29 protein-coding genes are annotated in these 25012 nt (G+C 67.0%); 8 read left to right on the top strand and 21 right to left on the bottom strand.

Annotated features, from left to right (window positions below; all coding sequences use genetic code 11):
- Nucleotides 1-52: 52 nt before the first annotated feature.
- The 4 genes from HOP03_01040 to surE are packed head-to-tail and all read right to left on the bottom strand — an operon-like array spanning nt 53 to nt 2961.
- The gene (locus HOP03_01040; protein ID NOT86749.1) at nt 53-826 is read right to left on the bottom strand and encodes a peptidoglycan DD-metalloendopeptidase family protein; all 774 of its coding nucleotides are present in this window, start codon (nt 824-826) and stop codon (nt 53-55) included.
- Entirely contained in the window at nt 823-1437 is a 615-nt protein-coding gene (locus HOP03_01045; protein ID NOT86750.1) for a DedA family protein, read from the bottom strand. The genes HOP03_01040 and HOP03_01045 overlap by 4 nt, the downstream gene beginning before the upstream one ends.
- 13 nt (nt 1438-1450) lie before the next feature.
- Entirely contained in the window at nt 1451-2137 is a 687-nt protein-coding gene (locus tag HOP03_01050) for a protein-L-isoaspartate(D-aspartate) O-methyltransferase (GenBank protein NOT86751.1), read from the bottom strand.
- A complete protein-coding gene (surE, locus tag HOP03_01055; protein NOT86752.1) occupies nt 2134-2961 on the bottom strand; it encodes a 5'/3'-nucleotidase SurE in 828 nt (275 codons plus the stop codon). Before surE ends, HOP03_01050 begins: the two co-directional genes overlap by 4 nt.
- A 140-nt stretch (nt 2962-3101) precedes the next feature.
- Between surE and HOP03_01060 the strand changes: the two genes are divergently transcribed.
- On the top strand, nt 3102-3689 hold the full coding sequence (locus HOP03_01060; GenBank protein ID NOT86753.1) for an SMR domain protein: 588 nt from the start codon (nt 3102-3104) through the stop codon (nt 3687-3689).
- 25 nt (nt 3690-3714) lie between these two features.
- Here the strand turns inward: HOP03_01060 and HOP03_01065 are convergent, their stop codons facing one another.
- The 11 genes from HOP03_01065 to HOP03_01115 all read right to left on the bottom strand — a co-directional run bounded on the left by HOP03_01065 (nt 3715) and on the right by HOP03_01115 (nt 12011).
- Nucleotides 3715-3960: a hypothetical protein gene (locus HOP03_01065; GenBank protein NOT86754.1), complete on the bottom strand. Its 246-nt coding sequence runs from the start codon at nt 3958-3960 to the stop codon at nt 3715-3717.
- A gap of 140 nt (nt 3961-4100) precedes the next feature.
- Complete coding sequence (truD, locus tag HOP03_01070; GenBank protein ID NOT86755.1) at nt 4101-5132, bottom strand: tRNA pseudouridine(13) synthase TruD; 1032 nt, start codon at nt 5130-5132, stop codon at nt 4101-4103.
- Nucleotides 5133-5173: 41 nt separating this feature from the next.
- Nucleotides 5174-5659 carry a 2-C-methyl-D-erythritol 2,4-cyclodiphosphate synthase gene (gene ispF / locus HOP03_01075; GenBank protein NOT86756.1) on the bottom strand — a complete coding sequence of 162 codons (486 nt, stop codon included), beginning with the start codon at nt 5657-5659 and terminating at the stop codon, nt 5174-5176.
- A gap of 24 nt (nt 5660-5683) precedes the next feature.
- Nucleotides 5684-6202 (bottom strand): hypothetical protein, encoded by a 519-nt coding sequence (locus tag HOP03_01080; GenBank protein NOT86757.1) that lies wholly within the window; start codon nt 6200-6202, stop codon nt 5684-5686.
- Between the two features lie 24 nt (nt 6203-6226).
- Nucleotides 6227-6940 carry a 2-C-methyl-D-erythritol 4-phosphate cytidylyltransferase gene (locus HOP03_01085; GenBank protein ID NOT86758.1) on the bottom strand — a complete coding sequence of 238 codons (714 nt, stop codon included), beginning with the start codon at nt 6938-6940 and terminating at the stop codon, nt 6227-6229.
- Nucleotides 6937-7272, bottom strand: coding sequence for a cell division protein FtsB (gene ftsB, locus HOP03_01090; protein NOT86759.1), 336 nt, complete (start codon nt 7270-7272; stop codon nt 6937-6939). The genes HOP03_01085 and ftsB overlap by 4 nt, the downstream gene beginning before the upstream one ends.
- 22 nt (nt 7273-7294) lie before the next feature.
- Entirely contained in the window at nt 7295-8584 is a 1290-nt protein-coding gene (gene eno / locus HOP03_01095) for a phosphopyruvate hydratase (GenBank protein NOT86760.1), read from the bottom strand.
- A 156-nt stretch (nt 8585-8740) separates the two neighbouring features.
- Nucleotides 8741-9580 (bottom strand): 3-deoxy-8-phosphooctulonate synthase, encoded by an 840-nt coding sequence (gene kdsA / locus HOP03_01100; GenBank protein NOT86761.1) that lies wholly within the window; start codon nt 9578-9580, stop codon nt 8741-8743.
- Nucleotides 9577-9885: a hypothetical protein gene (locus tag HOP03_01105; GenBank protein ID NOT86762.1), complete on the bottom strand. Its 309-nt coding sequence runs from the start codon at nt 9883-9885 to the stop codon at nt 9577-9579. The genes kdsA and HOP03_01105 overlap by 4 nt, the downstream gene beginning before the upstream one ends.
- Nucleotides 9882-11585, bottom strand: a complete 1704-nt coding sequence (locus HOP03_01110; protein ID NOT86763.1) for a CTP synthase — start codon at nt 11583-11585, stop codon at nt 9882-9884. Before HOP03_01110 ends, HOP03_01105 begins: the two co-directional genes overlap by 4 nt.
- 156 nt (nt 11586-11741) lie before the next feature.
- Nucleotides 11742-12011, bottom strand: coding sequence for a hypothetical protein (locus HOP03_01115; protein NOT86764.1), 270 nt, complete (start codon nt 12009-12011; stop codon nt 11742-11744).
- Nucleotides 12012-12220: 209 nt separating this feature from the next.
- Between HOP03_01115 and parE the strand changes: the two genes are divergently transcribed.
- Both parE and HOP03_01125 read left to right on the top strand, forming a co-directional pair.
- Nucleotides 12221-14128 carry a DNA topoisomerase IV subunit B gene (gene parE, locus HOP03_01120; GenBank protein ID NOT86765.1) on the top strand — a complete coding sequence of 636 codons (1908 nt, stop codon included), beginning with the start codon at nt 12221-12223 and terminating at the stop codon, nt 14126-14128.
- A gap of 223 nt (nt 14129-14351) precedes the next feature.
- Entirely contained in the window at nt 14352-14897 is a 546-nt protein-coding gene (locus tag HOP03_01125; protein NOT86766.1) for a DUF1697 domain-containing protein, read from the top strand.
- A 14-nt stretch (nt 14898-14911) separates the two neighbouring features.
- Here HOP03_01125 and HOP03_01130 read toward each other — a convergent pair whose 3' ends face one another.
- Nucleotides 14912-15952, bottom strand: a complete 1041-nt coding sequence (locus HOP03_01130) for a hypothetical protein (GenBank protein NOT86767.1) — start codon at nt 15950-15952, stop codon at nt 14912-14914.
- A 107-nt stretch (nt 15953-16059) separates the two neighbouring features.
- On the opposite strand from HOP03_01130, the gene HOP03_01135 reads away from it, so the two are divergent.
- The 5 genes from HOP03_01135 to HOP03_01155 all read left to right on the top strand — a co-directional run bounded on the left by HOP03_01135 (nt 16060) and on the right by HOP03_01155 (nt 20777).
- On the top strand, nt 16060-16650 hold the full coding sequence (locus HOP03_01135; GenBank protein ID NOT86768.1) for a hypothetical protein: 591 nt from the start codon (nt 16060-16062) through the stop codon (nt 16648-16650).
- Between the two features lie 86 nt (nt 16651-16736).
- Nucleotides 16737-17399: a hypothetical protein gene (locus HOP03_01140; protein ID NOT86769.1), complete on the top strand. Its 663-nt coding sequence runs from the start codon at nt 16737-16739 to the stop codon at nt 17397-17399.
- Nucleotides 17396-17860 carry a hypothetical protein gene (locus tag HOP03_01145; GenBank protein NOT86770.1) on the top strand — a complete coding sequence of 155 codons (465 nt, stop codon included), beginning with the start codon at nt 17396-17398 and terminating at the stop codon, nt 17858-17860. Before HOP03_01140 ends, HOP03_01145 begins: the two co-directional genes overlap by 4 nt.
- Nucleotides 17857-18672 (top strand): hypothetical protein, encoded by an 816-nt coding sequence (locus tag HOP03_01150; protein NOT86771.1) that lies wholly within the window; start codon nt 17857-17859, stop codon nt 18670-18672. Before HOP03_01145 ends, HOP03_01150 begins: the two co-directional genes overlap by 4 nt.
- Nucleotides 18669-20777 (top strand): carboxypeptidase regulatory-like domain-containing protein, encoded by a 2109-nt coding sequence (locus HOP03_01155; protein ID NOT86772.1) that lies wholly within the window; start codon nt 18669-18671, stop codon nt 20775-20777. The genes HOP03_01150 and HOP03_01155 overlap by 4 nt, the downstream gene beginning before the upstream one ends.
- Nucleotides 20778-20936: 159 nt before the next feature.
- Here HOP03_01155 and HOP03_01160 read toward each other — a convergent pair whose 3' ends face one another.
- From HOP03_01160 to HOP03_01180, 5 genes are read right to left on the bottom strand one after another with little or no spacing between them, the layout of a single operon-like run.
- The gene (locus HOP03_01160; GenBank protein NOT86773.1) at nt 20937-21905 is read right to left on the bottom strand and encodes a DMT family transporter; all 969 of its coding nucleotides are present in this window, start codon (nt 21903-21905) and stop codon (nt 20937-20939) included.
- Between the two features lie 10 nt (nt 21906-21915).
- Nucleotides 21916-22692: an N-formylglutamate deformylase gene (hutG, locus tag HOP03_01165; protein NOT86774.1), complete on the bottom strand. Its 777-nt coding sequence runs from the start codon at nt 22690-22692 to the stop codon at nt 21916-21918.
- Nucleotides 22693-22746: 54 nt separating this feature from the next.
- On the bottom strand, nt 22747-22944 hold the full coding sequence (locus HOP03_01170; protein ID NOT86775.1) for a DUF2892 domain-containing protein: 198 nt from the start codon (nt 22942-22944) through the stop codon (nt 22747-22749).
- Nucleotides 22945-23003: 59 nt separating this feature from the next.
- The gene (locus tag HOP03_01175; protein ID NOT86776.1) at nt 23004-23729 is read right to left on the bottom strand and encodes a Crp/Fnr family transcriptional regulator; all 726 of its coding nucleotides are present in this window, start codon (nt 23727-23729) and stop codon (nt 23004-23006) included.
- Nucleotides 23726-24982, bottom strand: coding sequence for an FAD-dependent oxidoreductase (locus HOP03_01180; protein ID NOT86777.1), 1257 nt, complete (start codon nt 24980-24982; stop codon nt 23726-23728). Before HOP03_01180 ends, HOP03_01175 begins: the two co-directional genes overlap by 4 nt.
- Between the last annotated feature and the right edge of the window lie 30 nt (nt 24983-25012).

Consider the following 25012-nt stretch of genomic DNA (forward strand, 5'->3'; position numbering starts at 1 on the left):
GCGGGACGCGCTTCCGTGCATCAGCAGCATGGGTGTCCTCGGCGTATTCTCATCAACGCTTCGGCAGCGCCAGCAGCGGATCCTGCGGTTTGCCGTTGTAGCGGATCTCGAAATGCAGCATGTCGCGCGAAGCGCCGCTGCGGCCCATCTCGGCGATCTGTTCGCCGGCTTTCACGCGCTGGCCTTCGTTGACCAGCCGCGAACGGTTGTGGCCATAGGCCGACAGCCACTGCTCGCTGTGTTTGACGATGATCAGTTCGCCGTAGCCGACAAGGCCGGCGCCCGAGTACACCACCACGCCATCGGCCGCAGCGCGCACCGGCGAACCGCTCTTGCCGGCGATATCGATGCCCTGCCGGGTTGGATCGCCGGCAGAAAAACGGCCGACGATGGTCCCGTCCGCAGGCCAGCGCCAATCGAACGCGGCTTCCGGTGGCTGGGTCGGCGGCTTGGGCGTCGGCGTGGAAGGTGCCGGTCCGACCGGTGGGCGCGTCGTGGGCGGCTTCGGCGGCGTACCGGCCACACGCGGCGGCGCGTTCGGTGCGGGTGCGGTCAGGCGCAGGCGCTGACCGGGATAGATCGTGTACGGCGGCGGGATGCGGTTCCACATCGCCAGATCCAGCGGGCTCACGCCGTGCATGGTCGCGATGCGATAAAGCGTCTCTCCTTTGCGCACCAGCGCGGACGAGCCCGGCTTCGGCGGCGACACCGGGCGCGAGACGGACGGCTTGCCGCGCGGCGGCGTGCGCACGACCGTGGTGCGCGCGCAGGCCGCGAGCAGCGCCAGCATCGCGAATACGGCGACAAGAGTACGCAGACGCCTCATCCGCCCCTCGCCTTGAACACGAGATAGCTGATCGCGACCAGCAGCACCGCCGTGGCGCCCCAGCCGATCGGTTCGACATAGCGATGCAGCGCGCGCTCGGCGCGCTCGCCACCGAGGCGGATCGCGATCGCGACCAGGAAGACACGCTTGCCGCGACCGATCGCCATCGCCGCCAGATACGGCACCCACGGCACGCCGACCACGCCGGAGGCCCAGGTAAAGACTTTCATCGGAATCGGCGCGAAGCCTCCGGCGACCAGCAGCCAGAACACCGCCCACGGCGATTCGGCCATCTTGGTCCGGATCGTGTCGATGCCGGATTCGATGCCGTGCATCATGCCCAGCCACTCGAAGAGCGGTCGCATCAGCTCGAAGGCGTAGTGGCCGAGCAGATAGCCGATCACCGCGCCGGCGATCGAGCCGATCAGGCTCAGCGTGGCGAACCACAGCGCGCGCTTGGGCTGCGCCAGCGACATCGGCGCCAGCATCACTTCCGGCGGCACCGGAAAGATGATGGCCTCGACGAAGCTCAGGCCGGTGAGGAAGGCGGGTGCGCGCGGGTGACGGGACCACGCGATCGCACGCGCATACATCGGTGCGAATATCTTCATGCGGTGCGCCGACTCATCCGTCGATCATCCCCGAGAGCAGCGGCACGAACACCACCGGCGCCAGATCGCTGCGCTCGATGTGGCCGTCCGCGTCCTTGCGCAGTTTCACCAGCGACTGTCCGCCGCTGCCGCCGACCGGCGCGATGAGCGTGCCGCCCACCGCGAGTTGTCCGGTCAGCGCATCGACCAGGGCCGGCGCGGCGGCGGTGACGATGATCGCGTCGAATGGACCGTTCTCCGGCCAGCCGATGCGGCCGTCGTCGTGCTTGCTGCGGATGTTCAGGCCGAGCGTGCGGAAGCGCTTGCGCGCGGTGCGCAGCAGGTCGCCGATGCGTTCAACGGTATGGACTTCCAGCCCGAGCGCGGCGAGCACTGCGGCCTGATAGCCTGAACCGGTGCCGATCTCCAGCACTTTCTTCGGCGCGGCGCCGTCCTCGAACAGCGCCTCGGTCATCCGCGCGACCACCCAGGGCTGCGAGATGGTCTGGCCATGGCCGATCGGCAGCGCGTTGTCTTCGTATGCGCGTGCGGCGAGCGCTTCATCGACGAACAGATGCCGCGGCACGGTGCGGATCGCATTGAGCACGTTTTCGTCGACGATCCCTTTCTCCCGAAGCCGTTCGATCAGGCGGTCGCGCACGCGCTGCGAGGTCATGCCCATGCCGATGGCTTCCGGCTGCAGGCGCATGCGTGCGGTCATGCCGCATCCCCGTCGCCGATCGGGGCATCGCCGGCGCGGGCATCGCCAGCACGATCGCCCAGACCGGCCGCGAGCCCGCCGACCCAACTCGCGACATGGTCGAGCGCCTGATAGCGGGTCAGATCGACATGGATCGGCGTGATCGAAATACAACCGCGTCGCACTGCGTCGAAATCGGTGCCGGGGCCGGCGTCCTGTTCCGCGCCTGCGGCGCCGATCCACCACCACTGGCGACCGCGCGGGTCTTCCTGTGGCGTGCAGGCCTCGGCGCGATGACGATTGCCCAGGCGGGTGACCTCGAAGCCGGCGATCTCGCCCCAAGGCAGGTCGGGTACGTTGACGTTGAGGATGGTATCGGCCGGCAGCGGATCGGCGCGCAGCCGGGCGACGATCTCGACCGCGGCGCGCGCGGCGGTTTCGTAGTGCCTGCCCTTGTGATCGGCGGTGACCAGCGACATCGCGACCGCCGGCAGGCCCAGGAAACGGCCTTCCATCGCAGCGGCGACGGTGCCGGAATAGATCACGTCGTCGCCGAGGTTCGCGGTGTTGTTGATGCCGGAAACCACGATATCGGGTTCGTGCTCCAGCATGCCGGTGATGGCGACGTGGACGCAGTCGGTGGGCGTGCCGTGCACGCGCCAGGTGTGTTCGTCGTGGCGGACCACGCGGATCGGCATGTCCAGGGTCAGCGAATTGCTGGCGCCGGAGCGGTCGCGGTCGGGCGCGACCACCAACACCTCGTGCCCGGCCTCGCGCAGGCCAGCGGCGAGGATGCGGATGCCCGGGGCGTCGACGCCATCGTCGTTGCTGACCAGAATGCGCATGGGTTCGGAAAGTCGCCTTGTCGCGGAGGAAGAAGTCCGCGCCATGATACCGGAAGCGCCTGTCCGATCCGCAGCGACCCTTCGCAGCGGGCGCGGTTCTGCTGTCCTGCGGTCATGCGGCCCTGCTAACCTTCGATGCGATGAGCGCACGCGACCGCAAGCCCGAGAAAACCCGTGTCGTCGAGCTGCCTGCCTGCGTCGACGATGCCGACGTCGATGATGCCGAGCTGTTCCGTTCGGCGATCGGCCCGGTGCGCGAGCTTCCGGCAGCGCCGACCGGTCCGCAGAAACCCAGGCCGAAGCCCGACGCACGCATGCGCGATCGCGACGAGGCCGATGCGCGCAGCGAATTCCAGCGCGCACTGGACGCTTCGCCGCTGTTGGCCGGAGACGTGTCGAGCTATCGCCGCGACAACGTGCCCAAAGGCGTGCTGCAGCGACTGGCGCGCGGCGAGTACGCGGCCCAGGACGAACTCGATCTGCACCACGTCAACGCCACGACCGCCGAAGCAATGCTGCGGCAGTTCATCAAGGAGGCCTTCGAGACGGGCATGGGCTGCGTCCGGGTGATCCACGGCAAGGGCCTGAACTCGCCCGACGGCGTGCCGACGATCAAGAATCTGGTCGACCGCATGCTGCGTCACCGCAGCGACGTGTTGGCGTTCCACTCGGCGCCGCCCGCGCAGGGCGGCACCGGCGCGGTGCTGGTGCTGCTGGGCCGGCGCTGAACGGCGTCGGCCTCAACGCAGCGCCTCACTCCTGGTCGACGTGGCGCTTGACCGGTTTGTTGACCCAACGCACGGTCAGGCCGCGACGGCGGGCCATGCTTTCGACCTGGGCGATATAGGCCGTGTTTTCCTCGATCCTCGGCGCATATTGCGTGCCGGGCGTCGCCGGCTTGGCAGCGGGAGCGATCGCACTGGATCCTTCCATCGTCTTGCAGCCCGACAGCGACAGGCCGGCGACGAGGACGACGAGCGAGCACATCTTGACGTTCATCAGAATTCTCCGAGACGACAGCAACGCGTGGATCGCCCGACGACATCGCCGGGCGTTCTTCCGGCTTATACGCCCGTGATGGAACGGCAGCATGGCCGCGTTTGGTTTTCCGACCAGCGGTCGGACAGAACCAGTGCCATTCAGTCGCGCCCGGGGTCGGCAACGATCGTGCCCAACTCGGCCAGCACGGTGGTGGCGTAGCACCCGGCCGGCAGTCCGAAGCGCAGCACCAGCGTGCGCGGTTCCGGCCAATCGAACGCCAGCGACTGCGGCCTCAGCCGCAGCGCGCGACGCTCCTGGTCCAAGCCGGCGCGCTCAAGACCCGCACGCAGGGCGTCGAGCGGCACGCCTTCGAGCGCCGCCAGCTCCAAGGCCCGCGCCTCGCCCTGACTGCGCAATTCGCCGCGACCCCAGAGCGGACCGCTGGGGTGGATATCGAACCGCGCCAATCGCTCCGCAAGCGCTTCGCTCCAGGGCTCCGGACCGAACACGCTGCGGCTGCCGTCGAGCATCCACACTTCGCCGTCGAGACCGCTGTCCCAGCAGGCCGTCCCGACCCGTGCGCCGAGCACGCGATTGAACAGTTCGGAGCGCGCCGCCGACAGCAGATGGCCGCGCTCCTCGCGCGCCACGCGCCGGCCGGCGAACATCGACAGCGCCTTGGACACATTGTCGCCGCCGCGTCCGAAGCGCTGTTCGCCGAAATAGTTGGGCACGCCGCGTTCGGCGATCGCGCGCAGCCGGGTTTCGATCGCCTCGGGATCGCCTTCGACCTCGCGCAGCGCCAGTACGAAACGATTGCCGGCAAGCGCGCCGCGCGGCAATTTGCGCGCATGCCATTGCGCGTCGAGCACCCGCAGGTCCTCGGACTGCAATGCATCGATATCCGGCGCGATCTTCTTCGGGATCCACACGCTGAAGCGCTGTCGCGTCAAGGCATGGCGATCCTTCAGGCCCGCATAACCGATCGCGGACTCGGCGACGCCCGCCCATGCGGCGATGCGCTTGGCCGCGAACGCGGTGTTCATTCCGCGCTTCTCGACGGTCAGCAGAAGGTGTTCGCCCGCGCCGCTGGCGTCGAAGGCGTCGATTTCCTCGACCGCGAAATCTTCCGGCACGCTGCGGATGCGCGCAGTCAGCACCGCTTCGCCGTGCGCGCGCGCCTGCGCCACTCCGCTGGCGCCAGCGCTGGCGTCCGCGCTCGAGTCCGGACTCACGTCCTGATCAACAGACACACCGCCTGCGCCGCGATGCCTTCGCTGCGCCCGGTGAATCCCAGCGTTTCGGTGGTGGTGGCCTTCACGCTGACCGCATCGGGTTCGATACCGAGATCCAGCGCGATCGTCCGTCGCATCGCTTCGGCGTGCGGCCCGAGCTTCGGCCGTTCGCAGATCACGGTGATGTCGACATTGCCGACCATCCAGCCCTGATGGCGGATCAGATGGTCGCAGTGGCGCACGAACGTACGGCTGTCGGCGTCCTTCCAGCGCGGGTCGGACGGCGGAAAATGCTTGCCGATATCGCCCAGCGCCAGCGCGCCGAGCAGCGCATCGCACACTGCATGCAGCACCACATCGCCATCGCTGTGCGCGACGATGCCCTGCGCATGCGGCACGCGCACGCCGCCGAGCATCACGTGATCGCCCTCGCCGAAGGCGTGGACATCGAAGCCTTGGCCGATGCGGATGTTCGCGGTCATGGGATCATCCTCGCGAAGCGCCGCTCACGGGACGATCAGCGCCAGCAGGATGCGCTGCATGTCCAGATGCTTCATCAATCCCGCGCCGCTGGCGACGACCTGCGGGTTCTGCAGCATGTCGGTCGCGGCGGACGTTCCCAGCGCCTGGAAACTCTTCCCGATGGCATCGGTGCCCGACTGCTTCATCGCCATGCGCAGCGGCCCGGCGCATTGATCGGCCAGCAGTTGCTCGAAGACCTTCGCCGCATCGCGATCGATCGCGCTGCGCTGCGCGGCATCGATCTGGGTCATCGAGGCAATGTCCGGATGCTGGGCGATCACCGCGAACACCCATTTCACCAGCACGCGCTTTTCGTCCGCCGATGTCGATTTCAACAGGCACTGGGTCAATGCCTCCTGCGGCGCGAGCAGCCGCACCGACTTCGGCACGGCCTGCGGCGCCTGCACCACGACCGGTGTCTGCGACTGCGCGGCCAGCGAAGGCGCGGACGCGGCGAAAACGATGAACAACACCGCCAACATGTTCGAAATGAAAATTCTCATGACACTCCTTTCATCGTCGTGGAATCAACGATGCCGATGCGAAAGTACGTACTCGAACCGCGCCAGATCCGCCGGCGTGGTGACCTTGAAATTGTCTTCGTTGCCCTCGATCAACAGCGGGCGCAGGCCCTGCCGTTCCATCGCCATCGATTCGTCGGTGATCGCCACGCCCGCCATGCGCGCGGCGTCGAGCGCGCGGCTCAGCTGCATGCGCCGGAACAGCTGCGGCGTGAACGCGCGCCACAGACGCTCGCGCGGCTCGGTGCGGTCGATGCCGCCATCGTCGCCGGCGAACTTCAGGGTGTCGCGCACCGGCGCGGCGAGGATCGCGCCGACCGGATCGCTCATGCCCACGTCGAGCAGGCGGTCGAGATCCGCATGCGAGAGATTCGGGCGCGCGGCGTCGTGCACCAGCACGAAGGCATCGGCGCGCACCGACTCGGGCAGCGCATCGAGACCGGCCAGCACCGAATCCGCGCGCTCGGCGCCGCCGATGCAGGTCATCACCGGCTTGTCGACCCGGACGTCAGCATCGCGCCAGTGACGATCGTCTTCGGCCAGCACGACCATCACTCCGCTCACGGACGCATGCGACAGCAGCACATCGAGGGTGTGCGCGATCAGCGGTCGACCCGCCACTTCGAGATACTGCTTCGGCAGTTCGCCGCCGAAGCGGGTGCCTCGCCCGGCGGCCGGCACCACCGCCCAGAGCCTGCCCCCGGCTTGATCCGGGATCATGGCGCTGGCGCCTCGCCGTCGACTGGATCGACGGCAGCGTCGACCGGCGTCGGCGATTCGACCACGCGATAGAACGTCTCGCCGGGCTTGATCATGCCCAGTTCACTGCGCGCGCGTTCCTCGGCGGCGGATTCACCGGATTTGAGGTTCTCGACTTCCGCCGCCAACTGTTCGTTGCGCTGCTGCAGGCCGCGATTCTCGACGCCCTGACGCTCGACCTTGCCCTGCAACGAGGACGTGGCGAACGCGCCGCCCTCGCCGAACCACAGCCGGTACTGCAGCCACGCCAACAGCGCGACCAGGATCAGCGCCAGCATCCGCAGCGTGCGCATCCCGTCGGTCATGCGCGCGACATCAACCCTGCTTCAGCGAGACGAACGCCGCGCGGCCGGCGTACTTCGCGGCCGAACCGAGCTGCTGTTCGATCCGCAGCAACTGGTTGTACTTCGCGACGCGATCGCTGCGGCACAGCGAGCCGGTCTTGATCTGCGTGGCGGTGGTCGCGACCGCGATGTCGGCGATGGTGGTGTCCTCGGTTTCGCCCGAGCGGTGCGAGACGATCGATGCATAGCCTGCGGCATGCGCCATCGCGATCGCTTCCAGCGTTTCGGTCAGCGTGCCGATCTGGTTGACCTTGATCAGGATCGCGTTGGCGATGCTCTTGTCGATGCCTTCCTGGAAAATCTTCGGATTGGTGACGAACAGATCGTCGCCGACCAGCTGGATCCTGCGGGTCAGGCGATCGGTGAGCAGTTTCCAGCCGGCCCAGTCGTGTTCGGCCATGCCGTCCTCGATGGTGATGATCGGATACTGGCGGCACCAGTCGGCGAGGAAATCGGTGAACTGCTCGCTGGTCAGGCGCTTGCCTTCGCCGGTGAGGTTGTACTTGCCGTTCTCGAAGAATTCGCTGGACGCGACATCGAGACCGAGCTGCACATCCTCGCCGGCCTTGTAACCGGCCTTGCCGATGGCTTCGAGAATGGTGTCCAGTGCTTCGGAGTTGCTGCGCAGGTCCGGCGCGAAGCCGCCCTCGTCGCCGACCGCGGTGCTCAGGCCGCGGCTCTTCAGCACCGATTTCAGCGCATGGAAGATCTCGGTGCCGCAGCGCAGCGCTTCGGAGAACGAATCGAAGCCGACCGGCAGCACCATGAATTCCTGCAGATCAACGTTGTTGTCGGCGTGCGCGCCGCCGTTGATGATGTTCATCATCGGCACCGGCAGGGTCACGTCTTGGCCATTGGCGAGGTACTGCCACAGCGCCTGCTTGCGCGAGGCGGCGACCGCATGCGCGGCGGCCATCGACACGCTCAGCAGCGCGTTCGCGCCGAGACGGCCCTTGTTCTCGGTGCCGTCGAGATCGATCAGGCGCTTGTCGAGGCCGGCCTGATCGGCGGCGTCGAAGCCGGTCAGCGCCTGCGCGATCGCGCCGTTGACGTTGCCGACCGCTTTCAGCACGCCCTTGCCCAGATAGCGGGTCTTGTCGCCATCGCGCAGTTCGACGGCTTCCTTGGTGCCGGTGGACGCGCCCGATGGCACCGCAGCGCGGCCGAAACTACCGTCGGCCAGGGTGATTTCGGCCTCCAGCGTCGGATTGCCACGGCTGTCGAGGATTTCGCGGGCGTGGATCTTCGTGATCGTGGTCATGTCGGTATCGATTTGAGTGGAATTCATAGGGTGCGCCTTGGCGCACCGGGGTGGTGGAATCGCGTGCGCCTTGGCGCACCGGGGTGGTGGAATCGCATGCGCCCTGGCGCACCGTGTTGGGCAAAAGCCCGTGAGAGCGGTGCGCCAAGGCGCACCCTATTCATGGGCTGACACTTCGAGAAAACCGTTGCGCTTGGTCACCGCATCCAGCGCCTGCAGCGTTTCCAGCAGCGCGCGCATCTTGCCCAGCGGCCATGCGTTGGGGCCGTCGGACAGCGCCTTGCTCGGGTCGGGATGGGTTTCCATGAACAGGCCGGCGATGCCGACGGCGGTCGCGGCGCGCGCCAGCACCGGCACGAATTCGCGCTGGCCGCCGCTGCTGTTGCCCTGCCCGCCCGGCAACTGCACCGAGTGTGTCGCGTCGAACACCACCGGACATCCGGTGTCGCGCATCACCGACAGGCTGCGCATGTCGCTGACCAGATTGTTGTAGCCGAAGCTGGCGCCGCGCTCGCAGACCATGATGTCGTGGTTGCCGGTGGACTTCGCCTTCTCGACGACGGGCTTCATGTCCCACGGCGACAGGAACTGGCCCTTCTTGATGTTGACCGGCTTGCCGGCGCTGCAGACCTTCTTGATGAAATCGGTCTGGCGCACGAGGAACGCGGGCGTCTGCAGCACGTCGACCACGCTGGCCACTTCGTCCATCGGCGTGTATTCGTGCACGTCGGTGAGCACCGGCACGCCGATCTGGCGCTTCACTTCGGCCAGCACGCGCAGGCCTTCCTCCATGCCGGGCCCACGGAAGCTGGTGCCCGAGGTGCGGTTGGCCTTGTCGAAACTCGATTTGAAGATGAAGGGGATGCCGAGCGCCGAGGTGATCTCCTTGAGCTGGCCGGCGACATCGAGCTGCAACTGCTCGGATTCGATCACGCAGGGGCCGGCGATCAGGAAGAACGGGTGGTCGAGACCGACATCGAAACCGCAGAGTTTCATGGTGTGACGAGCCCTCGTTGCAGCATGGAATAGGACAGCAGTGCGGAAGCCGCGAGACAGGCGAGCCCGATGATCAGATAGCGGCGCAACCAGCGCACGGAGCGACCGTGACGGATCAGATAGACCCAGCCGACCATCGGCACCACCATGGACAGCAGCGCGAAGCGCTCGCGCCCATGCTCGCGGGCGAGCCCGACCGCACTGATGGTCGCGGACACGCCGACGAAGAACAGCATGGCGACCGACACCGCCAGCAGTCCGACCAGCGACAACGCCAGAACAGCGGAGACCGCTGCGTCGTTCACGCGTTCACTTCCTTCAACAATTTTCCGCCCGCACTGCCTTCATTGACCTTGTACTCGCGCGCGGCGCGGATGAAGCCGATGAACAGCGGGTGGCCGTGACGCGGCGTGGACAGGAATTCCGGATGCGCCTGGCAGGCCAGGAACCACGGATGCTGCGCCTGCGGCAGTTCGATCATCTCGACCAGCAGATCGTCCATCGACTTCGCTGCGATCACCAGGCCGGCATCCTCGAGCTGGGTGCGGTAGCGGTTGTTGAATTCGTAGCGATGCCGATGACGCTCGCCGACCACGTCCTTGCCGTACATGCGGTGCGCCAGCGTGCCCGGCTTGACGCGCTGTTCCTGCAAACCCAGGCGCATGGTGCCGCCGAGATCGCTCTTCTCGCTGCGACGCTCGACTTCGCCGGTCGCGGTGCGCCACTCGGTGATCAGACCGATCACCGGATGCGGGCTCTGGCGGTCGTTCTCGGTGCTGTTGGCATCGGTGAGGCCCAGCACATGGCGGGCGTAGTCCACCACCGCCGCCTGCATGCCGTAACAGATGCCGAAATACGGCACGCCGTGTTCGCGGGCGTACTGCGCGGTGAGCACCTTGCCCTCGAAACCGCGATCGCCGAACCCGCCCGGCACCAGGATGCCGTCGATCCCGGCCAGCACCGCTGCGGCGCCATCGCGTTCGATGTCCTCGGATTCCAGCCATTTCAGCGTGACCCGGCTGCGCTGGCGGATGCCGCCGTGCTTCAGCGCCTCGGCCACCGATTTGTACGCATCCTTGTGATCGACGTATTTGCCGACCACCGCGATGGTGACTTCGTCGATCGGATGTTCGGACGCGTCGACCACGGCTTCCCACTCGGACAGGTCGGCGGTCGGCGCGGCCCTGTTCTGCAGGCGCAGATGCTCGACCACGATCTGGTCGAGCTGCTGCTGGTGCAGCCACATCGGGATCTTGTAGATGTTGTCGAGGTCGACGGCGGAGATGACCGCCTTCTCGGAGACGTTGGTGAACAGCGCGATCTTGCGGCGCTCGCCGTCCGGCAGCGGCTGCTCGCTGCGGCACAGCAGCACGTCGGGCTGGATGCCGATCGAGCGCAGTTCCTTCACCGAGTGCTGGGTCGGCTTGGTCTTCAGCTCACCGGCGGCGGCGATGTACGGCACCAGGGTGAGATGCATGAACATCGCCTGGTCGGCACCGCGCTCGGTGCGGATCTGGCGGATGGCTTCGAGGAACGGCAGCGATTCGATGTCGCCGACGGTGCCGCCGATCTCGACCAGCGCCACGTCGAAACCCTCGGTCGCCGCATCGATGCAGCGCTTGATCTCGTCGGTGATGTGCGGAATGACCTGCACGGTGGCGCCGAGATAGTCGCCGCGGCGCTCCTTGCGGATCACGGCTTCGTAGATCTTGCCGGTGGTGATCGAATTCTTGCCGGACAGGCGGGTGTTGACGTAGCGCTCGTAGTGGCCCAGGTCGAGGTCGGTCTCGGCGCCGTCGTCGGTGACGTAGACCTCGCCGTGTTGGAACGGGCTCATCGTGCCCGGATCGACGTTGATGTAGGGGTCGAGCTTCATCATCGTCACCCGCAGGCCGCGGGCTTCGAGAATCGCGGCGAGCGAGGCGGCGGCAATCCCTTTGCCGAGCGAAGACACCACGCCGCCGGTAACGAAGACGAGTGGAGTGGCAGTGCGGGGGGAGGTCATGGCGGCAGCGGGTCGCTGGAAAGCGGTAGTTTACCGGGATGCGGGCCTTGAGGCGACCGCCAAAGCGGCAGATGCATCGTAACCGGCTGATTCAGTGGAAATAAAAACGCCCCGGCAGAACCGGGGCGTCGATAGCGGGGCGGGAAGCGCGCAGCTTCAGATGTCCTCTTCTTCCTCGAGCTCGCGCTCGGGGGCCTTGTCGTCCTTGGCTTTGTCGCGCTTGGGCTTGCGGGCCTCGGCTTTGCGTGCCGCTTCGGCTTCGGCCTGACGCTTGTCGGCTTCGGCCTTGGTCTTGTCGGCGTCTTCGGAAGCGTCCTGTGCGATGTCGGTCTGCGACTGGGCGGCGGCCGGGCCAGCGAGCGCCAGCCACGCGACCGCGAGCGCCAGCGGCGACAGGGCAAGCGCGAAACGGCGGGAGAAGGTCATGGTCTGGACTCTGCCCGCATGCGCGCCGGACATCGGCGGGGTCTTGTGCGAGCCAGCGCACCATAGTCGCAGCCTGCCTGCTGGGCCGTGAACACCCGGCCCACACGCAGCCCGCGCCTGAACGGCTTGACCCCCGACGGCCGTCCCGCCAAGCTCGCCGGCCTCGGGTGCCGCGTTCGCCGCCCTCTCCACACGGTTCCGTCATCGCAATGAGCAGTCGCTACAACGCCGCAGATATCGAAGTCCTCTCCGGCCTGGATCCGGTCAAACGCCGGCCGGGCATGTACACCGACACCACCCGCCCGAACCATCTGGCGCAGGAAGTCATCGACAACGCGGTCGACGAGGCGCTCGCCGGCCATGCCCGCAGCATCGAAGTCGTGCTGCACACCGACGGCAGCTGCGAAGTGTCCGACGATGGTCGCGGCATGCCGGTGGACATCCACCCCGAGGAAAAAATTTCCGGCGTCGAACTGATCCTCACCCGCCTGCATGCCGGCGGCAAGTTCAACAACAAGAACTACACCTTCAGCGGCGGCCTGCACGGCGTCGGCGTCAGCGTGGTCAATGCGCTGTCGAAACAGGTCGAACTGTTCATCAAGCGCGACGGCAACGAATACCGGATGGCTTTCCGCGACGGCGACCGTGCGTCCGACCTGGACATCGTCGGCAGCGTCGGCAAGAAGAACACCGGTACGCGCCTGCGCTTCTGGCCCGACCCGAAATATTTCGATACCGCGAAATTCAATCTGCGCCACCTGCGCCACGTGCTGCGCGCCAAAGCGGTGCTCTGCCCCGGCCTGACCGTGAGCCTGCTCGATGCGGCCACCGGCGACAAGGACCAGTGGTTCTACGAAGACGGCCTGCGCGATTATCTGAAAAGCGAACTCGGGGCGAGCGAAGCGCTGCCGCCGGACCTGTTCGTCGGCCAACTGAAAAAAGATTCGGAGATCGTCGACTGGGCCGCCACGTGGATCCCCGAAGGCGATCTGGTCCAGGAAAGCTACGTCAACCTGATCCCCACCGCGCAGCACGGTACGCATGTGAACGGCCTGCGTACCGGTTTCACCGATGCTTTGAGGGAGTTCTGCGATTTCCGCACGCTGCTGCCGCGCGGCGTGAAGCTGGCGCCGGAAGACGTGTGGGACCGCGTCGCCTTCGTGCTCAGCGTGAAGATGACCGATCCGCAGTTCAGCGGCCAGACCAAGGAACGGCTGTCGTCGCGACAGGCCGCCGCGTTCGTCGAAGGCGCCGCGCACGATGCGTTCTCGCTGTGGTTGAACACGCACACCGAACTGGGCGAGAAGATCGCGCAGCTCGCGATCGAGCGTGCCGCCGCGCGCCTGAAGACCGAGAAGCAGATCGTCCGCAAGAAAGTCACCCAGGGCCCCGCCCTGCCCGGCAAGCTCGCCGACTGCATCAGCCAGGATCTGTCGCGCACGGAACTCTTCCTGGTCGAAGGCGATTCCGCGGGCGGCTCGGCGAAACAGGCGCGCGACAAGGATTTCCAGGCGATTCTTCCGCTGCGCGGCAAGATCCTCAACACCTGGGAAGTCGCTTCCGGCAGCGTGCTCGCGTCGCAGGAAGTGCACGACCTCGCGGTGGCGATCGGCTGCGACCCGGGCAAGGACGACATCAGCGGTCTGCGCTACGGCAAGGTGGTGATCCTCGCCGATGCCGACTCCGACGGTCTGCACATCGCGACATTGCTCTCTGCTTTGTTCCTGAAACATTTCCCGGCGCTGGTGATCGCCGGGAACATCTTCGTGGCGATGCCGCCGCTGTTCCGCGTCGACGTGGGCAAGCAGGTGTTCTACGCGCTGGACGAAGAGGAGAAGCGCCTGCTGCTGGAGAAGATCGAGCGCGAGAAGGCCGCGAATACGAAAGGATTCGGCGGCGCGGTCAACGTCACCCGCTTCAAGGGCCTCGGCGAAATGAACCCGCAGCAGCTGCGCGAATCGGCGATCCACCCCGATACGCGCCGGCTGGTGCAGCTCACCGTCGATGGCGGCACCGAAACCCATGCACTGATGGATATGCTGTTGGCGAAGAAGCGTGCTTCGGATCGGAAAACGTGGTTGGAAACCAAGGGCGACCTGGCGACGCTGGAGGTCTGATCCATGGCCTGAGGTATCCCCGCTTTTTCAAGTGTTTCGAAAAGCTTCGTCATCCCCGCGAACGCGGGATCCAGCGACTTCAAGCTTATGCGACTTACCGCTTCTGCGCGGCGCAAAGACACTGGGTTCCCGCGTTCGCGGGAACGACGGGCAATAGAACGGTAACTGCCGATCAATCGATCCGTTTGATTTTCTTGATAAAAAACTGGGGACGCCTCAGGTCATGGCAATACAGATCGCGCTGTTCCGCGGCATCAACGTCGGCAAGGCCAAACGCATCGCGATGGCCGATCTGCGCACCATGTTCGAAGACCTCGGGTTCAAGCATGTGCGGACCCTGCTCAACAGCGGCAACGTCGTGTTCGACGCCGGCCGCAGCGCGACTGCGACCAATGCGAAGCGGATCGCCGCCGCGCTGATACAGGCCACGGGGGTTTCGGCCAATACGCACGTCTTGACGGCTGCCGAACTGGATGCGGCTGCGGCCGGTAATCCGTTCCTCGACCGCATGGACGATCCGTCGCGGATGATCGTGGGTTTCATCGCTGCCGGTGCCGACCGCAAGCCGCTGCAGGCGCTCGTCGACAAGGCTGCAGCGGACGAGCACGTCGCCCTTGGCGCACATGCCCTGTATCTGTGGTGCCCGGAGGGCATCCTGGAAAGCGCATTCGCCGGCAAACTCGTCGGTCCGGCATTCCGCGACAGCGTCACCAGCCGGAACTGGTCCACCGTGCTGAAGCTGCAGTCCCTCGCCGCAGGGAATCGCTGAAACGGGTTGGCCTGCTAGACATTCGCGACATACAACTGCGAATACAGCGGGTGATCGACTTCGCCCAGCAAGCGCAGCCGCTGCGTTTCGGGCAGCAGCACCGCGATGTGTTCGAAGGTGTCGATCGGCGACAAGGTCTGCGCCAGCACCGATTCGACCACCGGCCCGGACGCGTCCCAGTCGGCCGCCATCCGCGCGAGGTCGGCCGCATCTTCGCGATTCAGCAGGTCGTGGACGACGACCACGCGATCGCGGACCCGCTCCCATTCGCGGGCATCGACCTGCCCGGACTGCAGGAAGCGATCGATGATGGCTTCCTGCAGCGCGGACAAGCGGTTGCCGCGCTCCATCTCGACCGCCCACTGCATCTGTTTGTCGTCGAGCTCCGGAACCGGCGTACCGGTGGCCTCGGAGACGCGCGCGCCGACGCGCCGCATCTTGTCGGCGTCCGGCATGTTCTTCGACAGGATGTGGTCGATCGAACGCGCGTACAGCTCGATGAAGACCGGTCTGAAGTTGCCGGCATCCACCGGCAGCACCGTGCCGGCCCGAGGTTGCGCGCGCAGGATGTCATGCGCGGCCTGCGCCGTCATCGCAGGGTCGGCGATGCACGCGCTGCCCTGCGGAACGTTGTCCGGGTCGTGGATCGGGTTGGAGGTGACGGTGCAGGTGGCGTAATCGTCGTAGACCCGCACCAGATCGAAGAACACCGGCATCTTGCCGTGATCGTAGACCGCAGCCGCGATGCCGTCCTGTGGATGGACGCCGGCCCACAATTGCATCGTCGGCATCTCCGGCACGGAAAAACGCCCGACCTCGTCGAATCCCGAAGCCAGCAACGCATCGACCTGACTCCCGGTCCCGGGCTGCTGCCAGGTCTCGACGTTCGGTACCAGGGTGATGCGTGCGGCGATGCCGGCCTGCGGCAGGTTGGCCATCGCCGCGATCTTCCGCGACAGCCACCAGGGCAATGCGAAACGCAGCAACAGCAACAACAACAAGACGAAGCCGACAAGCGTCGCGAAGACCACGGCCAGGATCTGCAATACGGTCATTCCCCATTCCCCTGCCGGGCGGACGTTGCCGGCACGGGCAGAGTGTACGTGGCCCGCACGGCCCGTGACCGCAATGATCCCAGTCCCATCCACCAAGGAATGACACGATGCTGAAGACCCGCAAGACCCTCGGCGCAGCCGGCCTGCTCTGCCTCGCCATGGCGGCCGTGATGCCCGCCCACGCCGAATCCGACTTCCAGACCGGCGCCGGTACGCTCAACGCCAATGCCCGCCTCGACTTCCGGGTGGTCATCCCGAAGTTCATCCGCTTCCAGGTCGGCAGCGCGGGCGCCACGATCGACCTCGTCGAATTCGCGGTGCCGGCCGCCAACGTCGGCGATGGCACCGACGTCGCCCGCACCAACGGCGGCGCCGTGCCGGTGCTGCTGCAGAGCAACAACGGCAACGTGTCGCTGACCGGCACCACGCTCGGACAGCTCAACAACGGCGCCGGCGAGAACATCTCGTTCGCCGAGATCCTGTCGACCAGCTCCGACCCGAATCTCAACGTACCCACCCTGATCGATGGTGGCACCAGCGCCGCGATCACCGTGACGCCGAATGTCGGCGCGCGCGTGGTCAATCGCACCGCCAACTGGTCGTTCGCCTACAGCAACACCAACTTCGTCGGTGCCGGCAGCTACGGCGGCGTCAACGTCAACAACGGCCGCGTGACCTACACCGCATCGTTGCCGTAATCGACGGCCTCGGATCCTGTTGCATCAAGGAACTGTTCGCCAGGGGCTGTCCGTCGGGCAGCCCCTTCGTTCGAGAGGTTCACGCCATGGATTTGCGTCTCTCCCGTCTCCCCGGCCTTCCAGGCATCCGCATCGCGTCGCGGGTGCTGCTGTTGCCTGTGCTGGCCACTGCCGGCATCGGCGATGCCTGCGCTTACACCATCACCATCGGCACCGGCACCAAGGCCGCATACCTGCGCGTCGGCGACGGCAGCATCAGTGGCGGCAATTACAACGCCGGCGGCACGCCTGCCGCGAATACGACGGTCAATCTGGTCAGCGTCGCGGTGCCCGCGAACGTCGTCGGCAACACCGTCGACCAGGCGATGACCGGCACCGGCCGGCTCACCAGCGACCTGGACGGCTTCGTGTTCTGCAGCGCCGGACAGGTCTATATCAGCGCGTTTTTCCGCTTGCCCACCACCGCGAATCAGAGTGCGACGCTGCGCGCGACTTCGCCCACCACGCTGACCAGCGCCGGCGGCGACACCATCCCGATCAGCCAGATCAGCTGGACCAGCAGCGGCATCGGCGACACCGGCGCGCAGCCGATCCCCGCAGGGACCTTCACCGGCGGTACGCAGACGCTGGCGACGCTGCTGCGCAACACCTGGAACGAGAGCTGCCACACCTTCCGCTACGGCAACGATGCGATCATCGCCGCCGGTACCTACAACGCGCGCGTCACCTACACCTTGGCCACGCCATGATCCGCAGCGTGCTGTTGCTGCTCATCGCAGCGCTGTGGACATCCACGATCGCCGCGCAGTCCTTTCCGGTCGACGACAGCGCCAGCCACGTGCTGGAGGCCGGCCCGGTCAAGATGCGCTGGAATACGCTGGTGCCGCAGCCGGGACAGGCGTCGACCATGACCGGCCAGGTCGTGGTGCTGGTGCGGCTGGACGTCTCGCCCTGGCGCGGACGCCGCGCGCGCATCTACCAGACCCTGCCGTCGCAGCCGATCGGTCCGGTGGACGTGCGCTGGACCGCCAACGGACCACTGTTGCCCGGCGCGCTGCGCGGCGGCGACCGCGCACTCGTGTATGCCGGACCGATCCAGGCCGATCGGCTGGAAGACACCTTCCGCATGACCATCCAGGCCGACGGCAACCGCGTGCTCCGCCCGCAGGATCTGACGTTCGCGTTCGAGATCGAATTGGAGTCGCCGTGATCACATCCGCCCGCCTGCGCTGCATATTCGCGCTGATCGTCGTCGCGTTCGCGTCCTCGGCGCAGCCCACACCCGCAGCGGCGCAGGAATTCGCCGTGGTGGTGACGCCGCCGCGCTTCGAAGACCGCGCGAAAGCCGGTGCGATCTACCGCAATATCATCGAAATCAGCAACACCTCGCCGAAAGCCTCTCGCTACACCGTGCAGACCGCCGATTGGACCCTGGATGCGCAGGGCGGACCGGTGTTTTCGCAGGCGCTGTCCAACGACAGCTGCCGGCCGTGGGTCGGCATCGAAGCCGGCGAGATCACCGTGAAAGGCAACGGCAAGCGCCGCTATCGCTTCGAAGTCGCGGTGCCGGCCGGTACGCCGCGCGGCGAATGCCGGTTCGCGATCATGATCGAAGGCGAACCGCAGCCGCCGCGCGGCGATGTGCCGCTGCCGGTCAGCGGACGCATCGGCGTGATCGTCTATCTGGCGATCGGCGATGCCGCGCCGCGACTGGAGGTGCTCGAAACCCGCAGCGCCAGCATGCAGGGACAGACGCTGCCGGTGCTGCGCGTGCGCAATGTCGGCGACATGCACGGCCGCCTGGAAGGCTATCTGGCGGCCGTCGACGCCAAGGGCACGCGGATCGTGCTGGTGCCCGACAACAGCCCGATCCTGGTCGGCACGACCCGCGACATTCCGCTCTATCCGCAGGCCGAGGAGGACAGCGCGCAGATGCCTGCGATCGTCTATCCGCTGCGGATCAAGGGCCGGCTCGATTCAGGCAACCAGCGGCTGGATATCGAGACCACCCTGAGCCGATGACCAGGACGCAGGGAAGACCAGCGGCTCGCCGACTTGCGCCAGGACTGCTGGCGCTCGAGGTCGCGCTCGCGCTGATGTCGGCGCAGAGTTTCGCCGCTGGATCTTCCGGCGCGGATCCGAACGGCGGCGCGGTCGAAGACGCCGGCTTCGATGCGAACTACGACCCGAACTACGATCCGTTCACCGAACTCGGCGCGCCGCCGACGGGCGTCGTCGACACCGCAACGCCCTACCGCGACCGGATCATCCTGCCGGAAAGGCTCGCGCCCTTGCCCGTGGATGGGGACGAGCAGAACACATCGGGCGCACCGCGCGCCGTGCATGTCGAACTGATCGCGCACCGCAGCCGTTTCGCGGGCGAACGCAGCGTCGAGCTCGGCGCGGGATTCGGCGGTTTCTGGGATACCGACGCGCTGGGCACGCTCTCTGCGGAGGCGCTGGTGTTCCGCAGCGATCGCGCGCGCGACGGTGGCGAGCGTTGGCGCGGCAGCGCCACGCTGTGGCAGCGCGGCCTGGCCATGCCCGGAGGCTGGGCGGTGAACAACGGGCTCGGCGTGTTGAATACGCCGATGCCGGCAGTGTTGCGCGATCAATACCGCTTCTTCCTGCCGAGCGTGCCGATGCTCGGCGCCAGCAGCGAATGGCAGCAGCGCACGCGCGGGCTGCAGCTGCAGGCCGCCGTCGGTCGCGGCGGCTCGTACAACGGCACGCGACTGAGCGGCTTCGAGACCGGCGACGGCTCGGTGGCGACCATCGGTGCGCAGTGGGCGTGGTCGGCGCGGTGGACCGGCGCGGCATCGCTGCTGGTGACCGATGGCCGCATCGTTCCCGACGACCAGGGCTTGCCCGCTTTCCAGAACACCGCCACGCGCGCGCTGCTGTTCGGCAACCGCTGGCAGGGCGCGCGCGACAGCGTCGCCGTGCATCTGCAGACCAGCGATACCGATGGCGCGCAGGCCTCCGGCGCGTGGGTCGATGCGCGCGCCGATCGCGGTCGCTTCACCCATCGCTATGGCGCGTTCCATCTCGAACCGGAGCTGGCGTGGGGCGCGTGGCCGATCAACAACGATGTCCGTGGCGGCTACTACCGTCTGGATTTCAACCGTGCGCGCTGGAGCTGGAATGCCGGCATCGATCGCATCGATTCGATTTCCGGCAGCGGCTTCGACGGCTGGTACGGCAACAGTTTCCTTCGCTATCAGGCAAGCGCGCGACTGGGCTACGGCGGCGGACTGTCCGCGCGCGACAGCCGCAGCGGCAGCGCCGAAGACAGCGCGCAGGCGCTGCAGTTGTTTCTCGACGCGCAATCGCGCTGGGGCCAGACCCGGCTGCAGTACGACCGCACGCACGACCAACACGATGCCGACAGCTGGCAGGCGCTGGTCGATCATGCGCTGCGGATGCGCGAAGGTTCACGACTGTCGCTGTCGGCAGGCATCGGCGAATTGGCCAACGGCCAGTCGCGTACCAGCCGCACGCTGTCGCTCGCGGCCTATGGCGGCTTCGATCTGACCGACGATGTTTCGCTCGACGGCACGGTCCGCTGGAGCCGCAGTCAGGACGAAGATGCGTCGCAGGGTCTCGATCTGAATCTGGGCTGGCGCTGGCGGCTTGCATCGCGCTGGACCCTGCTCGGCAATCTCAGCGAGAGTCGCGGCGCGCGGCGCTCGCCGTTCGCGCTCGATCCATTGACCAACCAGCCGGTGTTCGGAACGCTGCCGCACGACCGCTCGATCCATGTCAGCCTGCGTTACGACTACAGCGCGGGTCGCGCGCGACAAGTGCTGGGCGGCCCGCCCGATGCAGCGACGGGACGCATCGCAGGCAGCGTATTTCTCGACGACAACAACGACGGCGTGCGCGCCGCCTCCGAGCAGCCGGTCGCGAACATCGGCATCGTGCTCGACGACCGCTACAGCGTGCGTACCGACGATCAGGGCCGGTTCGTGTTCGAGCGGGTCGCGGTCGGCACGCACTCGCTCGAGGCCGTCGCGGACAACCTGCCGCTGCCGTGGTCGATCGACGAGGAGCGCGGGCGCCGGAGTCTGCAGGTCGATGTGCGCGGCGACACGATCGTCGATATCGGCGCCGTGCGTCCGCGTTGATGCGGCGCTGCACTGTTTGCCTCCTCCCCTTGCGCGCAGCGCAGGAGAAGGTCGGGAGGGGGTGTTTTTTTCGCTGCAAACAACCCTTTCCTCAACCCTCCCCCTTCGCGATGCGAAAGGGAGGGAGGAGGGAGCATTTCCACTTGAATCGGGAACGCGCTAAATCTTCGATCGCGACATCGACAGCACGCCTGCGACCACCAGCAGCGTCCCGGCGATCTGCCAGGGGCCCATCGGCTCATGCAGGATCAAGAGACTCAACACGATCGTGGACACCGGGCCGATCATGCCGATCTGCGATGCCGGCCCGGAGCCGATGCGTCGCACGCCGATCATCGTCGCCAGCACCGGCAACACCGTGCACACCGTGCCGTTCAACAGCGACAGCCCGTAGACCGCGCCGGGCAACGCGGGCAAACCCGAAGGTTCGAGCAGCAGATACTGGCCGATGCACAGCACGCTCGCGACGGTGCTGGCATACGCGGTCAACCGCACCGCGCCGACCCGCGCGACGATCTCGCCGCTGCCGTAGAGATAGACCGCATACGACACCGCGCTGCCGAGCACCAGCAGGCCGCCGCGAATCACATCGTCCCCAGCGATGCCCAGATCGTGACCGAACGCCAGCAGCACGCCGGCATAGCTGATCGCGAGTGCGACCAGCTGACGCCGCGTGGGCCGCCGATGCGCGAGCAGTGCGCCCAGCAGCAGCACGAACGTCGGCGTGAGATACAGGATCACCCGTTCGAGCGTCGCCGAAATATGGGCGAGCCCGAGGAAATCGAGCAGGCTCGCGAGGTAATAGCCGCAGACGCCGAGCGCAACGATGCGCCAGCGGTCGCCGCGCGCCAATGCCGGCGCGCGGCGCGCGGCCCAGACACCGATCAGCAGGAAGAACGGCAGCGCCACCGCCATGCGCAGCGCGAGCAGGGTGATGGCATCGGCGCCCAGCCGGAAGCCCAGCTTCACGATGATGGCTTTGCCCGAAAACGCGACCGCACCGAACGCGACCAGCAGCACGCCGACGAGGTCGAGCCTGAGCGGAACCGCAGCGGCGACCGATGTCGGATCCGATGTCCCTGCAACGATGCCGCCGCCCTCGTCGGTCACCGCCTCCGGCGCGGTCATGTCGCTGGACTCATGCCAGCGCGGCTTCGATCAATGCCCGGATCGCGCGCTGCGCGCCTGCGGCGAGCGTTTCATCGTATGCGAACGAATCCTCGTCCATGTAGATGCGCTGCGCGATCTCCAACTGCACCGCATCGATGCCGTTCGCCGGATCGCCGTAATGGCGGGTGATGTAACCGCCCTTGAAGCGACCGTTGACGACCCGGTCGTAGCCGGTCTGCGCGCGCAGCGCGGCTTCGATCCGCGACTGTCGGCCAGGCGCGCAACTCGCGCCGGATGCGGTGCCGAGATTCAGATCCGGCAGACGCCCGTCGAAGAGGAACGGACACTCGCCACGGATCGAATGTCCTTCCCACAGCAGCACGCGACCATGGGCGGCGCGTAAACGGTCGAGTTCGTCGCGCAGCGCAGCGTGATATGGGCGCCAGTAGGTGTCGATGCGGGCCTGGATGTCATCGGGCGTCGGCGCTCCGCCGGGCAGATACACCGGATCGCCGGAAAACCGCACCGTCGGACACAGCCCGGTGGTGTTCTGTCCGGGATACAGCGAGACATCGTCCGGCGGGCGGTTGAGATCGATGACGTAACGCGAACAGCGCGGCACGAGGATCGATGCACCAAGCTCATGTGCGAACGCGTACAGGCGCGACACATGCCAATCGGTGTCGGGCGCGCGCTGCGCCTCGGGGGTCATCCGCGCGGCGAGCGCGGCGGGAATCTCGCTGCCGTCGTGCGGCAGGCTGATCAACAGCGGCGCGGTGCCGCGATGCAGGACGAACACATTCATGCGGCCAGTGTAGCCGCATGAATGCCGATGCCGTGATGTCGATACCGTCGTTGGTTACGCCTTGACCTTGCAGGTGTTCATGCCGAGCAGCGTGTACAGCGGGCACCAGCCCATCAGCGACGTCAACAGGGGCACGAGACCGATCAGGCCGAAATACTTCATCGGCGCTTCGAGCAGGAACAGCAGGCTCAGCAGACCGAGACCGAGAACGATGCGGACGATCTTGTCCGCGGAACCGACATTCTTCTTCATGGGGCGTCTCCAACAGTGCGGCGGGAATGGCGCCAAGGTACGCCGCGTCTGCCGTGCGCTCAGTGACCTTTATCACCGGCCGGTCTTTCGAAGGCGGGCTTGTCGATGGCCGCCGCCACGCCCTGCGCCAAGGCACGCAGCCCTTCGACATCGGCGATGCGCACCCCGGCGCGCGACAGTTCGACCAGGCCCTGCTCCGCCAGTTGACCGAGCGTGCGCGTCACCATCTCGCGCACGCTGCCGATCTCGTCGGCGATCTGCTGGTGGGTCATCGCTACCGTCTGCAGGCCGGTGTCGGCGCGTTCGCTGAGGAACTCGGCCAAACGGCGGTCGAGGCGGTGGAACGCCAGACGCTCGACCCGCTCCATCAAATCCGACAGCCGCCCGGACAGCACCGCGAACAGGAAATGACGGAAGCCCGGCGACTCCGCGATCATCCGCTGGAAGAGTTCGGGCGGCAGGATCGCCATCTGCAGCGCGCCTTCGGCCACGCCTTCCGCGCTGTAATCGGTGCCGCCCAGCAGGCAGCTCGACGTGAGGATGCAGGTCTCGCCGCGTCCCACCCGATAGAGCACGATCTCGCGCCCGGACTCGGAGCGCTTGAATACCTTGATCCCGCCCTGCAGCACCAGCGGCAGACCGCCGCAGTGCTGGCCTTCGCTGAAGATCCGGCTGCCGTCGCGGAACGCGTGCATCGCCACCTGCGCCAGCACCTCGTGCTGCAGCGGCAGCGGCAACTCGGCCAGCAGCGGATAGGCGGCGGACAGCGCCGTCGATCCGCTCATGCGAAACGCTCGGGCCGATACGGTGCCGGATCGATCGCCGACGCGCGACCGGCCATCAGATCGGCCAGCAGCTGCGCGCTGCCGGTGCTCATGCCCACGCCCATCATGCCGTGACCGGTATTCAGCCAGGTGCGACGGCAACCGGGCGCGCGACCGATCAGCGGCATGTCGTCGCGGCTCATCGGCCGCCAGCCGTACCACTGCTCGCGCACCTCGGGGCCGACGGGATCGTGCAGGTATTCGCGCGCGCCGCGCTCCAACGCGCCGAGACGCCGCGCGTTGAGGGTGTCGTCGAAGCCGGAGAATTCCATCGTGCTGCCGAGCCGGTAGCCGTCGCCCCACGAAGTGACGCAGACCGAACGCTCGCGCAGCACCAGCGGGCGCTTCGGCACGCGGTCGGGCGCGCGATAGGTGATCGAATAGCCCTTGCCGGGCTGGATGATCTTCTTCATCCACGGCATGCCCAGCGCATCGGCCGACTTCGCCGACCACGCGCCCAGCGCCAGCACCGCATTGCGCGCACGCATCGTGCCGTGGACGGTGTGGGCGAGCACACCCTCGCGGTCCTCGCGCAGTCCGTGCAGGGCGCAATGTTCGACGATCTCGCCGCCGCGTTCGCGGACCGCGCGCGCCAGTTCGGCGAGATAGCGGTCCGGTCGCAGCGAGGCGTCGCCGCTGAAACGCAAGGCGCCGGCCACGCCCGGCTTGAGTGCCGGTTCCTGGGGTTCGTACGCGGCGCCGTCGATCGCTTCCACCGCCACGCCCAGCTCGCGCAGCAGCGGAAGCTCGTGTTGGCCGTGCGCGAAGGCGCGGGCATTGCGATAGACGTAATCCTCGCCGGATTCGACGAACTCGCACTGCAGTCCGTAGCGCTGCACCCAGTCGGCGAGCCGGCGCCGGGAATCGTCGAGCAGCGCGAATTTGCCGTGCGCGCTGGCTTCCCAGTCGCGGACATTGCAGCGCGCGGCGAAGCCCAGCAGCCAACCCCACAGCAGGGGATCGAAACGCGGCGGGATGTACAGCGGCGCGTCGGGCGTCAGCGTCCATTTCAACGCTTTCAACACTGCGCCGGGCGCGGCCAGCGGCGGCGCGTGGCTGGGCGTGATGGTGCCGCAGTTGCCGTGCGAGGCGCCGCTGCCGATGGCATTGGCCTCGATCACGCGCACGCCGCGTCCGGCTTCGAGCAGCGCCAGCGCGGCGGCCAGACCGCTCACGCCGCCGCCTACGATGAGTACGTCGTATTGCTGTTCCATGACCACAGTGTAGCGGCGCCGCGCTGGGCG

This window comes from Lysobacter sp. (genome assembly GCA_013141175.1).
GTDB lineage: Bacteria > Pseudomonadota > Gammaproteobacteria > Xanthomonadales > Xanthomonadaceae > Lysobacter_I.

Bases quoted from the DNA above. Each gene is read 5' to 3' on its own strand.
- HOP03_01040 (NOT86749.1), bottom strand. From the start codon at position 826: ATGAGGCGTCTGCGTACTCTTGTCGCCGTATTCGCGATGCTGGCGCTG.
- HOP03_01045 (NOT86750.1), bottom strand. From the start codon at position 1,437: ATGAAGATATTCGCACCGATGTATGCGCGTGCGATCGCGTGGTCCCGT.
- HOP03_01050 (NOT86751.1), bottom strand. From the start codon at position 2,137: ATGACCGCACGCATGCGCCTGCAGCCGGAAGCCATCGGCATGGGCATG.
- surE (NOT86752.1), bottom strand. From the start codon at position 2,961: ATGCGCATTCTGGTCAGCAACGACGATGGCGTCGACGCCCCGGGCATC.
- HOP03_01060 (NOT86753.1), top strand. From the start codon at position 3,102: ATGAGCGCACGCGACCGCAAGCCCGAGAAAACCCGTGTCGTCGAGCTG.
- HOP03_01065 (NOT86754.1), bottom strand. From the start codon at position 3,960: ATGAACGTCAAGATGTGCTCGCTCGTCGTCCTCGTCGCCGGCCTGTCG.
- ispF (NOT86756.1), bottom strand. From the start codon at position 5,659: ATGACCGCGAACATCCGCATCGGCCAAGGCTTCGATGTCCACGCCTTC.
- HOP03_01080 (NOT86757.1), bottom strand. From the start codon at position 6,202: ATGAGAATTTTCATTTCGAACATGTTGGCGGTGTTGTTCATCGTTTTC.
- HOP03_01085 (NOT86758.1), bottom strand. From the start codon at position 6,940: ATGATCCCGGATCAAGCCGGGGGCAGGCTCTGGGCGGTGGTGCCGGCC.
- ftsB (NOT86759.1), bottom strand. From the start codon at position 7,272: ATGCGCACGCTGCGGATGCTGGCGCTGATCCTGGTCGCGCTGTTGGCG.
- eno (NOT86760.1), bottom strand. From the start codon at position 8,584: ATGACCACGATCACGAAGATCCACGCCCGCGAAATCCTCGACAGCCGT.
- kdsA (NOT86761.1), bottom strand. From the start codon at position 9,580: ATGAAACTCTGCGGTTTCGATGTCGGTCTCGACCACCCGTTCTTCCTG.
- HOP03_01110 (NOT86763.1), bottom strand. From the start codon at position 11,585: ATGACCTCCCCCCGCACTGCCACTCCACTCGTCTTCGTTACCGGCGGC.
- HOP03_01115 (NOT86764.1), bottom strand. From the start codon at position 12,011: ATGACCTTCTCCCGCCGTTTCGCGCTTGCCCTGTCGCCGCTGGCGCTC.
- parE (NOT86765.1), top strand. From the start codon at position 12,221: ATGAGCAGTCGCTACAACGCCGCAGATATCGAAGTCCTCTCCGGCCTG.
- HOP03_01125 (NOT86766.1), top strand. From the start codon at position 14,352: ATGGCAATACAGATCGCGCTGTTCCGCGGCATCAACGTCGGCAAGGCC.
- HOP03_01130 (NOT86767.1), bottom strand. From the start codon at position 15,952: ATGACCGTATTGCAGATCCTGGCCGTGGTCTTCGCGACGCTTGTCGGC.
- HOP03_01135 (NOT86768.1), top strand. From the start codon at position 16,060: ATGCTGAAGACCCGCAAGACCCTCGGCGCAGCCGGCCTGCTCTGCCTC.
- HOP03_01140 (NOT86769.1), top strand. From the start codon at position 16,737: ATGGATTTGCGTCTCTCCCGTCTCCCCGGCCTTCCAGGCATCCGCATC.
- HOP03_01145 (NOT86770.1), top strand. From the start codon at position 17,396: ATGATCCGCAGCGTGCTGTTGCTGCTCATCGCAGCGCTGTGGACATCC.
- HOP03_01155 (NOT86772.1), top strand. From the start codon at position 18,669: ATGACCAGGACGCAGGGAAGACCAGCGGCTCGCCGACTTGCGCCAGGA.
- HOP03_01160 (NOT86773.1), bottom strand. From the start codon at position 21,905: ATGACCGCGCCGGAGGCGGTGACCGACGAGGGCGGCGGCATCGTTGCA.
- hutG (NOT86774.1), bottom strand. From the start codon at position 22,692: ATGAATGTGTTCGTCCTGCATCGCGGCACCGCGCCGCTGTTGATCAGC.
- HOP03_01170 (NOT86775.1), bottom strand. From the start codon at position 22,944: ATGAAGAAGAATGTCGGTTCCGCGGACAAGATCGTCCGCATCGTTCTC.
- HOP03_01175 (NOT86776.1), bottom strand. From the start codon at position 23,729: ATGAGCGGATCGACGGCGCTGTCCGCCGCCTATCCGCTGCTGGCCGAG.
- HOP03_01180 (NOT86777.1), bottom strand. From the start codon at position 24,982: ATGGAACAGCAATACGACGTACTCATCGTAGGCGGCGGCGTGAGCGGT.